Raw genomic sequence first — 11815 nt, forward strand, 5'->3', positions numbered from 1 at the left:
TTAATTCACCCCCTAGAATATTTGATAATCTGCCAGTTTATAAGCAAGAAAATAAGATAATGATACCATTATAAGCGATACGACGGATTTGAATAATCCTACTGCTGTTGCTATTTCAAATTGCCCGTTGGCAATACCCGTCCTGTATACGAGAGTGTCTATAATATCGCCAGTCTTATATACCGGAACGCTGTAAAGGTTGAATACCTGATCAAAGCCTGCATTCAATATTCCGCCAAGGGATAGGACTGCGCAAAGCACAAGTATGGATCTCATCCCTGGGAGGGTTACATGCCAGGTCTGCTGAAGCCTATTGGCGCCGTCTACAATCGCTGCTTCGTAAAGTGCAGGATCTATCCCTGTTATTGCGGCTAAAAATATAATTGTACTCCATCCAAATTCCTGCCAAACCTGAGTCCACACCAACACACTCGGAAAGATTTTTGGCTCTCCCAAAAACATTATCGGTTTAATTCCGAATAAAGAGTGCAGGGTATTATTGAGTATTCCATCTAGATCGAGCACATTTTTAAGTATGCCGGCAAGAATAACCCAAGAAAGGAAATGGGGAAGATATATTATAGTCTGTATCGATCTTTTATAACCCTCTTGCCTGATTTCATTTAAAAGCAACGATGCAATTAGCGGTACAAAAAACATCGCAACCATTTTCCACCAAGCTATATTTATGGTATTAAACAAAGCCTGTTTAAAGCCATCCATATTAAATATTCTTATAAAGTTGGCCATTCCAACCCACTTTGACGTAAAAAAACCAATTACACCTTTAGTAATATCAAATTTTTCAAAGGCTATCAAAATTCCAAACATAGGTACATAAGCGTATATAAAAAGTAATACTACAGCAGGCAGCATCATCAAGTGCAGTATTCCAGTCTGATTTCTATCGCTTTTTTTCCGCTTTTTATGCGTTTTGCTATTGGGTAATATCGGTGATCTTTTTTCAATTGCTATATTGTTGTTATCAGCCATTCTCCCACCGCCTTTTTAATATTGCATCTAATTTCCTGCGAAATTTTTAATAATATAAGTTAATGAGAAGAATTTAGCTTTCTAAACTCTTCCCACCAACACTGTTTAAAAACTATTTATTTTTTGCATACCAGTCATTTATTTCATCCGTAGCATCTTTTCCGCCTTGTGTATTCCAGTAATTTAACCAATTATTGAATTCTTGATCTACATTGCTGCTGGTAACTGCTTTCGTAAAGTATTCCCTTACCTTTGAATACATAGCCTGACCATTCTGTACCCAGGCTGGAGTTTCCGGTCCCCAGGCAGGACTTAATATGACATTTTTAGACAACTCGCCGAATTGTAAATCATTTGGCCCGTTCTCTGCCCAGGATTGAGCATACCCCCAATCTCCTACCTTTGGATCTGCAGAAGTAGCCTTGTTATAAGTCTCTTTATCGCTTGGATTAAGCTTAGATGCGTCCTTTGACTTCATAGCTTCCTTAACAGCGTTAAATGTATTTGTTGTTTTTAAAGGATCTACAATTCCTGTTGCCTTACACCAGAAGTTCATCTTTCCTGTAGGAGACATGTTGAAAGTATTATCTTTTACATATTTGGGATTATAATTGTCTATTTCCACTTGAAGGTTTGCCATCTTGATTAAAGCTTCCGGATGTTCGCATTTAGCACTTACTGCCCAGAAATTAGCTATTCTTGTATCCCTATAATCCATAAACGGCTGTCCATCGATTGTTGGCATCGGCATAACAATCCACTTTGCATTTGGATCTTTTTTGTGCAAATCCTCTAATTCAGGGGTTGATAAGAAATCTCCCGACCCAAAGCCGATTCCTACTTTTCCGGCTACCATATCGGCTAAAGTATCTTTTGTCTCATCTTTAAGGTAGAAATCTTTTGGAATTACACCTTCTTTATATAAATCTGCAAGCTTTTGAAGTACTTGTTTATTTTCAGGCAACGTTTCTCCTCTTACAAGCTTTCCGTCCTTTAGCACCCAGTTATTTACATAAACATGATATGCCGCAAATATAGATGCCGGGTCAGCATCACCACCGAAGAAATCTTTACCCATCTCTAAACCTATAGTCTTTCCAGTTCCGCTGGCATCTCTTTTTACGAACTGCCTGGCTGTTTCAAAAAGGTCATCTAAAGTTTTAGGAGCCTGCAATCCAAGTTTGTCAAGCCAATCTTTACGTATATAAAGCATCGTCCTTGGTGAAGTATCAGGTACTTGTGCCAATCCATAAAGCTTGCCGTTTAAACTTGCGGACTTTATTCCCATACCGTTATTTGTCTGTAATATTTTCTTGAGATTATCAGAACCATATTTATCAAGTAAATCAGTCAAGTCTGCAGCTTTGCCGCCCTGCTCTATTCTATAGAATAGCGTGGTATAAACAGGAAGAATATCCGGTAAACTGTCGCTGGCAATAGCTATATTGATTTTCTGGTCGAATGGATCTCCCCAGTTAGGAGCCGTCCATGATTGTTTTAAATTTATTCCTAGATAATCCTTATAAGCTCTTGACCATACGTTGTTGTTCTCGTCATCCGGAGAATCCAATGTCATCCAGGAAGTCAAAATTCTGCAACTTGTCAAATCAATCGGCGGATCATATTTTCCAAAAGGATCTGCCTTTTCAGTTGAAGGAGTTTGTTTAGTCGTTGCCGGCTTCTTTGCGCAAGAACCCAGTATCATACTGAGCATCAAGAAAACACTTAGAATAACCATTAAAGGCTTTCTGCCCTTCATATCTTGTTCCCCCTTAATGTTAATATTATTTTTATTTATATTTTAATATTATAACGTTTCAGAATCTTTTCAAATAATAATATTATTACTTTTCTTATCCTTTCTTTACTTCTATAAAATTCCATATATTTTTTTATATACTTAGGCAAAAATAAACAAACCCGGATCAAGTTTATTTCCCAAAATACCAGCATATGGCTGTGATGTATTAAGCTAAACGGTCAATTATTACACTGGTCAGTATAAAATTTTAAATTACTTCAATTGGCAATTTGAGATCAGGCATAAATAGGATTATGTTATTTTGAGCGACGAATGAGTGTTCAAAATAACATAAGTTCATATTACGAATCGAAGTTTAAATTAATTTTTTCTTGACATTTTATTAATTGCAATGTATACTAAATCCAACACGTAAAGTTAAGTTTATATGTTTTGTAAATAATTCTTATCGAGAGAGGCAGAGGGACTGGCCCTATGAAGCCCGGCAACTGGTATTCTCATTCGAATACGCGGTGCCAATTCCTGCAAACCATATTGGTTTGAGAGATAAGAAAGTATATTGGTCTATTTTAACCTACTTTCTTATTAGAAAGTAGGTTTTTTAGTTATAAAAAAGACTTCTATTGAAGCATCATAAATTAAAAGGATTTTCTTATAACTTATTTGAGGCCAAATATATATTTAAGGGAAACAGGATTTTCTTGTGGTTTATAAAAAAAATTAACAAATAATTCTTATCGAGAGAGGCAGAGGGACTGGCCCTATGAAGCCCGGCAACTGGTATTCTCATTCGAATACGCGGTGCCAATTCCTGCAAACTATATTGGTTTGAGAGATAAGAAAGTATATCGGTCTATTTTAACCTACTTTCTTATTAGAAAGTAGGTTTTTTAGTTAAAGATTGTTAAGGGAGGAGATGCAGGAAATTTTGATGATTTATAGTTATCAGGCAGTCAATTTGGCTGAGTGTATGTCTTTATTTCGAGAAAGGGGAGGGTAAGTAAGCTCAGAAATAGCACAAAAAATTACTGATAATAGTTTGATAATTAAGAGGAGAGATGGAAATGAAAAATAAATTAAAATTAGTCTTATCGTTGATATTTACATTGGTTCTAGTGTTTACAGGCTGCTCAAAGGGAACTTCAAAAAACACTGCTAATAAATCCATTGGAAAGTCTTCGGATTCTACCGAACAATTAGCCGATAAACAAGAATTGAACTGGATTATCGGAAGTGAATTGCCTACTGCTGATGGAGTTAAATCTTATGATACATTAAGTTCTTCACAAATTGAAATATTTGGAGAAGGCTTATATAAAATCGACGGAAATAACAAAACGATTCCCGTCGAGGCAGAAGGATATCCTCAAATCAGCAAGGACGGTTTGGTATATACTATTAAACTTAAAGATAATTTAAAGTGGTCGAACGGCGATCCCTTGACCGCTAAAGATTATGTTTTTGCGTGGAGACGGTTATTTGCACCAAAAACGGCGGCTCAAATGGCAAGTACCTATTTCAATATAAAAAATGCCAAAGCGATCAATGAAGGAACCAAAGATCCTTCGGAATTAGGAGTTGAAGCTGTCAGTGATACGGAGCTCAAAGTAACACTCGAATATCCTGATACGTATTTTACAACTTCGCTATCGTCTGCAAACCTGTTTCCGCAAAGCGAAGCATTTGTGACATCCAAGGGGGATGCATACGGGACAACAAGTGACAATACATTGGGAAACGGCCCCTTTGTCATTAAGGATTGGGATGGCTCGGGCCTTACATGGCATTATGAGAAGAATGAAAATTACTGGGATAAGGATAATATAAAGCTTAGCAGAATCAATATTCAAGTTGTCAAAGAAACGGGAACCGGAATCAATTTGTACGAATCGGGAGCTACCCATGCTACATCTTTATCGGGAGATTATATCAGGCAGTATATAAAAAATAAAGATTTTCATTCGGTACTTTCTTTGAGATCCACCAATCTCGAGTTGGGCATAAGTTCAAGTCCGAATCTGCAAAATGAAAATCTCAGAAAAGCGATTTCATTGTCAATAAACAGAGACGAGCTTGTAAACAATATACTTGTCGACGGCTCAAGGCCTTTAACCGGTGTTATACCTAAAGGGATAGCAACAGATCCCGATACGGGAAAAGATTTCTCGGATGAAGCAGGTGTTTTGGTAAAGACAGATGTCGAGGAAGCGAAAAAACTTTGGGAAACGGCCAAAAAGGAACTTGGAAAGGAAAAAGTCGAATTGACATTACTCGCCGACGACACTGAAGGAGCCAAAAGGACGGCTGAATATCTGCAAAGCCAATTGACGACCAATTTACCTGGACTGACTATCAATATAAGCAATGTGCCGGCAAAGGTACGTTTTCAAAAGATGATGGACTATAATTTTGACTTGGCTCTCGGCGGTTGGTCAGGGGACTTTGATCCTGTCAGCTACTTGAATCAATTTTTCTCAACATATGAGCATAACCATGGAAAGTATAAAGATGCAAAATATGATGCTTATATCACGAAGATTAAAACCGATGATTCGGCAAATCCTCAGGCAAGATGGAAGGATCTGCAGGAGGCGCAGAAATATATTTTGAGTAAGGCAGTGGTTGTTCCTTTATACCAGGGATCTTCGACTTATTTGATAAATCCAAAGGTTAAGGGAATCGTTACTCACAATTTAGGCACTCCATTAGAGATTACTCATGCTTATATTGTTAAATAACCTGCTGATTAATTTTATCTAGATTGTCAGGTAAAGCCTATATTAAAAATAGGCTTTACCTGATTGTATTAAAGAAAGGTGCAGAAAAAATATGAGTAGCTTTTTCAGATTTATTTTAAAAAGGGCAGTTTATATGCTAATAACACTTTTCCTTATTAGTTCATGTACTTTTCTGCTGATGAATTTTTTGCCCGGGACCCCCTATGGCAATGAGGCGAAACTGACGAATAAGCAGAGGGAAGTTATGAACGAAAGATATGGACTGAATAAGCCATTGGGAGAGCGTTATATAATCTATATGTCGGGTATGCTTCGGGGGGACTTCGGTATTTCGCTGCAGTTTGGCGACCAGCCGGTCAGGTCGATATTGGCTAAACGCATCGGCCCGTCACTTCAATTAGGGGTGCAAGCCATGATTTTGGGAACTACTGTAGGAATTATTCTCGGGATGATCGCAGCTATGTTTCAGAATAGCTTCATTGATGCGATCGTATCCTTTACGGCTATTATCGGGCGCTCTGTTCCCAATTTTGTATTTGCGGTTCTTTTGCAGCTCTTGTTTGCCGTATATTTAAAGCTGTTCCCCATTGCTTTATGGGACAAGGGATTTTTATCAACGGTTTTGCCGACCGTTGCCTTATCCGTTTCTCCAATGGCGGATTCCGCCCGTTTTATCCGTACTGAAATGATTGAAGTATTAAATAGCGATTATATCGAATTGGCGAGGGCGAAAGGAATGAGTGAATGGAGAGTCGCATTCAAACATGGTTTAAGGAATGCCCTGATTCCACTTATTACAATATTGGGCCCTATGTCTGTTGGTCTGATGGCCGGCTCGCTGGTGGTTGAAAATATATTTGCCATTCCCGGTATCGGAGAGCAGTTTGTCAAGTCGATCATGACCGATGATTATTCCACAATTATGGCGGTGACCATGCTTTATTCCACAATGCTTGTTACCATAATCTTATTGGTGGATATTCTGTATGGGATCGTTGATCCCCGAATCAGAGTGGGAGGAGGAGAATACTAATGGATGAACCAATAAGTAAAAAAGAAAAAAAGAAAAATTTAAACTCTGAAATCCCGTCATCATATTTTACGCCGCTGGATGGGACCCATCACTTCGACAATGAGCGCATAGCTGCACCATCTCTTTCATTTTATCAGGATGCATGGCGGCGTTTAAAAAAGAATAAAGCGGCTGTGGCTTCAATGGTTATTTTATTGGTGATTGTATTGATTGAAATTCTTTCCATCTGGTATTCACCCCATAACCCCAATTTACAGAATGTTCCTCATGCCAATTTGCCTCCCCGTATTCCTCATGTCAATATTAACGGGTTTAACGGAAAGGCCAAGATATCGGGTGCTTGGATCGATAAATACGAACTTGTCCATGTTCCTAAGGATGTAAATTATTATTTCGGGACCGATGCTTTTGGCAGAGATTTATTATCCCGGGTATTGGCAGGGACGCGGGTTTCATTGCTTATCGCTCTGGCTGCGGCTTTTTTTGACTTGATAATAGGAATAACATACGGATTGGTTTCAGGATGGAAGGGCGGCAATGTGGATATAATCATGCAACGCATTTTGGAAATAATCTCCGGGATTCCAACATTGGTCGTGGTGATACTTATGCTTTTGTTTATCAAGCCCGGAGTGACTTCCATTATTATTGCCATGGGTTTAACCGGCTGGATTACGATGGCCCGGGTTGTTCGTGCCGAAACACTGAAATTAAAAAATCAGGAATTCGTACTTGCCGCCAGGACCCTTGGAGAATCATCTTTAAATATTGCCGTCGGCCATATCCTGCCAAACTTGAGTGGAATTATTGTAATTCAAACAATGTTCACTATTCCCAGCGCGATTTTTTTTGAAGCTTTTCTAAGCTTTATCGGAGTTGGAATGCGCGCCCCCAATGCATCATTGGGAACATTGTTGAATGAAGGATATAAGACGTTCAGATTCTTACCTCATCTTATGTGGTTTCCTGCTGCTGCTATTTGCATAATTATGATTACATTTAATTTGCTAGCGGACGGGCTCCGTGATGCATTTGATCCGAAGATGAAAGATTAGGAGGGGTAAGATGAACGAAAAAATACTGGAAATCAATAATTTGCATGTTTCGTTTCAAACCTTTGCGGGGAGGGTTCAAGCCGTACGAGGTGTATCTTTGACATTGAACAAGGGAGAGACTTTGGCTCTTGTGGGAGAATCCGGCTCCGGAAAATCCGTGACATGCAGGAGTATTATGCGACTGCTCTCAAAAAATGCCAGCATCGATTGCGGGAAAATAATTTTTGACGGAGAGGATTTGCTATCAAAAACCGATAAAGAAATGCAGCATATCCGCGGTAAAGATATAGCGATGGTTTTTCAAGATCCGATGACCTCCCTAAATCCAACTATGACTGTTGGCAAACAGGTGGCGGAGCCTATAATCCTGCACCAAAAATTGCATAAATCGGAAGCTATGAAAAAGGCATTGGAATTATTCCGGTTAGTGGATATTCCCGAACCCGAAAAACGTTTAAAATATTATCCTCATCAGTTCTCCGGAGGTCAGCGGCAGCGTATCGTAATTGCTATCGCATTAGCTTGTAATCCTAAAATATTGATCGCAGATGAACCGACCACGGCTTTGGATGTGACTATTAAAGCTGAGATTTTGGACCTGATGAAGAGTATTCAAAAGAAGGTTGCAACTTCGATTATATTCGTCACTCATGATTTGGGAGTAGTGGCTAATATTGCAGATAGAGTTGCTGTAATGTATGGAGGCAAGATCGTTGAAATAGGAACTGTTGATGAAATATTTTACAATCCTAAGCATCCGTATACCTGGGGCCTGCTTCGTTCCGTGCCTACGTTGGACAATACGGAAGATAGTTTGTATGCTATTCCGGGAAGCCCTCCGGATCTATTGGACCCTCCTGAGGGAGATGTTTTCGCCCAGCGAAATCAATATGCCTTAAATGTTGATGCATATTATGAACCGCCGATGTTTAAAATATCTCAAACTCACTATGCTTCAACATGGCTTTTGGATTCACGAGCTCCCAAAATAGAAATTCCTCAATCTATTGCAGCTCGTTGGCGGTATTTCAAATCTAAAAAACATAGTTTTAAAGATAAGAGGGATTAACAAAATGGATACTAAAAATGAAGTTTTACGGGTTGAAAATTTGAAAGAGTATTTCAGATCCAATGGGCATGCTGTCGTCAAAGCAGTGGATGGCATCAGCTTTAATATATATGAAGGTGAGACTTTCGGCCTTGTCGGAGAATCGGGATGCGGGAAATCGACAACGGGAAGAACTATTATACAATTATATAAACCCACTTCAGGTAAAGTTTATTTTAACGGGATCGATCTTTCCACTGTCCATGGTAAAAAAGATTGGCTTAAGTTTCGTCGCAACGTACAGATGATATATCAGGACCCTTATGCGTCCCTCAATCCGCGAAAGAAAGTGAGGGACATCGTTGCGGAAGGAATTAAAATCCACGGACTTGCAAAAAATAAAGATGATTGTGACCGACAAGTCAATGAATTGCTTGCGACTGTCGGCTTAAACTCAGACCATGCTAATCGATATCCTCATGAATTATCGGGAGGACAGCGGCAACGAATAGGAATTGCAAGGGCATTATCGGTACGGCCCAAATTTATTATATGCGACGAGCCCATATCTGCTTTGGATGTATCCATTCAGGCGCAAATCGTAAATCTTTTGAAAAGATTGCAAAAGGAAAAGCACTTGACCTATTTGTTTATAGCCCATGACTTATCCATGGTAAAATATATAAGCAATCGTATAGGTGTTATGTATCAAGGCAAGCTTGTGGAGCTTGGAGATGCAAAGGAAATCTATCGTTTTCCCCTGCATCCGTATACAAAAAGCCTTTTGTCGGCTATAACATTGCCGGACCCCGATTACGAAAGGCAGCGGACTCGCATTGTTTTTGACAAATTGGTACAAACAGAAACAAGTAAGCTTCGTGAAGTAGTTCCCGGGCATTATGTCTATTGTGATGTAAATGAAATTTCCGCTTATCAAAAAAAATATCAATCGTTGCTGTCTGATTTGGAGGCAAGCGAGAAGTAGGAAAATTTATAAGTGCCAATTAATGGGTCTTAAGATTGACATCCCATTAATTGACATAATAAAAATATTGACAAACTTCAAACAAAATAGCTGGGATGCCGTCAAGAAGGAAAAGCTTATCTCCAAAGGCCTCCTTTATTTCTTCGACTGTCACATCGCCCTGTGGTTTCGGTGTTACCGCTTCAATTCCATTACAAAACAGCCGTTAAAACTGTAATTCCTGTTTGAGCAGCCCAGTTCCCGGTATATTTCAGGCAAATTCATTCCAGTATATGGATACGGGAGTTTCTCACCTCTGAACTTTCTGTCGTCATACCAGCAAATTATCCTTGGCTGCCATATTATCCTGCCGTTTGATTTTCCTCTGATTACATCCCTGTTGAGTTTCGTTAAATTAAGATTCTTATGATCTGTAACCCTTCCCTGCATTTTTTTATTAAATCCATCCGGCATATACAAACTCCCTTCATCTTAAATATATTATTTTTTTGAAGCATTCTACGACTCGCTTTTTATTTTTACATATAAATCTCCGAGCATATTCCATGTCCGCGCTCATCTGGATATTTTGCTTCAAATTGCTCCAACCGTTCTTTTTAAGCTGCTTAACATACCTTGGAATCAATGATAAAACCACTTAGTCGGCAATAAAAACGTCCACGGCATTGTAATAATAGCAACAAAAATTGCTGTTTTTAATCTTAACCTCTTGTCTTCAATCTGTTTTTTAAAAGTAAATTTATAGTTAAATACATATATAAAAACTGCAGATATCAGCATGGAAAATATTATTATTGCAACTGCCGCAGGATGGCTAAATGGGTCATAATTTATTCCTGCAATCAATTCATTAGGCAATCCCAGAGAATTTCCGAACATCCCCAATAAAAATAGTATTGAGGCACCTATGATATCTGCTAAAAATCCAAATATCCAAACTTTTAATATGCTTTTCTTGTAAAATGTTTTTAGGCTTTTCTGGATATTGCCCAACCTAAACACAAAAAAGCAGGCTATTATTACCAGTGAATCAATGATGAAATTACCTATTAGTGTTATGATTATGACAGGAGGCAAAAATAACAAAAACCAGATTGGGAAAATTACGTTGTATAATGTTATCTTTCTCATGAATTTTCCGCTCCTCAAATTATATTTTTAACTTTAATTATCGGATACCTTTAATATTTTCGATACATATCGATAAATAACTTCTCTGCTGTGAAACCGTATTCCAATCACCTTTATTTATATATTCCCTCACGGTTTTGCTTATGCTCATTCAAAGATAATTTAAATTATAATAAGTTATCGAAAATGAAAATACTGTTTTCAGGCATACATTCCCTCCTTAATTTAATAAAAATATTTTATATTGAATATGGCATTATAGGGAGATAATTAATTAACACTTTTTTATTTTTGTGGATCAGATAAATTATAAGCCATGTATCACCAAGCATCAAGAAATATCTGTAAAATTAATTCAGCATCTGTATCATACGTTTGTATTTCTAAAGAATCCATATTTACAGATAAATTTTATTTTTGAATTTTTCGTTTATATATATATCTTTACGTATTCCTTCCTTTTCCTTATTTCTAAATTGTCCAGGTGTAATTCCTACATATTTATGAAATAGTCTGGTAAAATGGTGTATACTTTTAAAACCAACCATAAGTGATATTTGTTCCAGATTGTAATCTGAGTATGTTATTAGTTCCTTTGATTTTTCTATCCTAAATTTATAAATATAATACATTATTGTACAATTGCATACCCTTTTGAATCTCTGGCATATATAGCATTTGTTATATTTTAAAAATCTAGCCAAATCTTCCAATTTAATATCATTGGAATAGTTTTCCCCTACATAATCAATAATACTTTGGCAGATATCGTCATGTTCACCAGTTATTATACATTTAATACTTTGAACTTTCGAAACCGAATTATCATTATAATTTTTGTTTCGTCTGCATAAATAAATAATTAACTGTAAAAGGTACAGCTGTTTGTTGCAAAATAAAATAGGACAAAGTTGCAGAGAAAATTCTCCACTTTTGCAACAATAAATTCCCCATTATTGCAAAGGTCATTGCAGGCACCGAATCAAAATACTACCCTTGTAGATGAGATGAAAATCACAAGGGAGGAATTGGAGGATGCTCACAATGACTCAAAAAGATGATATCAGAAA

9 protein-coding genes and 2 riboswitches are annotated in these 11815 nt (G+C 37.6%); of the genes, 5 read left to right on the forward strand and 4 right to left on the reverse strand.

Features of this window, described 5'->3' with window-relative positions; genetic code table 11:
* Positions 1 to 12 precede the first annotated feature (12 nt).
* The gene (locus QME45_05490; GenBank protein ID MDI6618116.1) at positions 13 to 879 is read right to left on the reverse strand and encodes an ABC transporter permease subunit; all 867 of its coding nucleotides are present in this window, start codon (positions 877 to 879) and stop codon (positions 13 to 15) included.
* Positions 880 to 1105: 226 nt separating this feature from the next.
* Entirely contained in the window at positions 1106 to 2752 is a 1647-nt protein-coding gene (locus QME45_05495) for an extracellular solute-binding protein (GenBank protein ID MDI6618117.1), read from the reverse strand.
* A 445-nt stretch (positions 2753 to 3197) separates the two neighbouring features.
* Positions 3198 to 3308: riboswitch (SAM riboswitch) on the forward strand.
* A 178-nt stretch (positions 3309 to 3486) separates the two neighbouring features.
* A riboswitch (SAM riboswitch) is annotated at positions 3487 to 3597 on the forward strand.
* Positions 3598 to 3819: 222 nt separating this feature from the next.
* Between QME45_05495 and QME45_05500 the strand changes: the two genes are divergently transcribed.
* From QME45_05500 to QME45_05520, 5 genes are all read left to right on the forward strand, one after another.
* A complete protein-coding gene (locus QME45_05500) occupies positions 3820 to 5493 on the forward strand; it encodes a peptide ABC transporter substrate-binding protein (protein ID MDI6618118.1) in 1674 nt (557 codons plus the stop codon).
* Between the two features lie 91 nt (positions 5494 to 5584).
* Complete coding sequence (locus QME45_05505; GenBank protein MDI6618119.1) at positions 5585 to 6526, forward strand: ABC transporter permease; 942 nt, start codon at positions 5585 to 5587, stop codon at positions 6524 to 6526.
* Positions 6526 to 7581 (forward strand): ABC transporter permease, encoded by a 1056-nt coding sequence (locus tag QME45_05510; protein MDI6618120.1) that lies wholly within the window; start codon positions 6526 to 6528, stop codon positions 7579 to 7581. Before QME45_05505 ends, QME45_05510 begins: the two co-directional genes overlap by 1 nt.
* Before the next feature lie 10 nt (positions 7582 to 7591).
* Entirely contained in the window at positions 7592 to 8650 is a 1059-nt protein-coding gene (locus QME45_05515; protein ID MDI6618121.1) for an ABC transporter ATP-binding protein, read from the forward strand.
* A gap of 4 nt (positions 8651 to 8654) precedes the next feature.
* Complete coding sequence (locus QME45_05520; GenBank protein ID MDI6618122.1) at positions 8655 to 9614, forward strand: ATP-binding cassette domain-containing protein; 960 nt, start codon at positions 8655 to 8657, stop codon at positions 9612 to 9614.
* A 174-nt stretch (positions 9615 to 9788) separates the two neighbouring features.
* Here QME45_05520 and QME45_05525 read toward each other — a convergent pair whose 3' ends face one another.
* Both QME45_05525 and QME45_05530 read right to left on the reverse strand, forming a co-directional pair.
* On the reverse strand, positions 9789 to 10067 hold the full coding sequence (locus tag QME45_05525; GenBank protein ID MDI6618123.1) for a hypothetical protein: 279 nt from the start codon (positions 10065 to 10067) through the stop codon (positions 9789 to 9791).
* 168 nt (positions 10068 to 10235) lie between these two features.
* Positions 10236 to 10745, reverse strand: a complete 510-nt coding sequence (locus QME45_05530; protein ID MDI6618124.1) for a hypothetical protein — start codon at positions 10743 to 10745, stop codon at positions 10236 to 10238.
* Between the last annotated feature and the right edge of the window lie 1070 nt (positions 10746 to 11815).

Source organism: Clostridiales bacterium (assembly GCA_030016385.1).
GTDB lineage: Bacteria > Bacillota > Clostridia > Clostridiales > Oxobacteraceae > JASEJN01.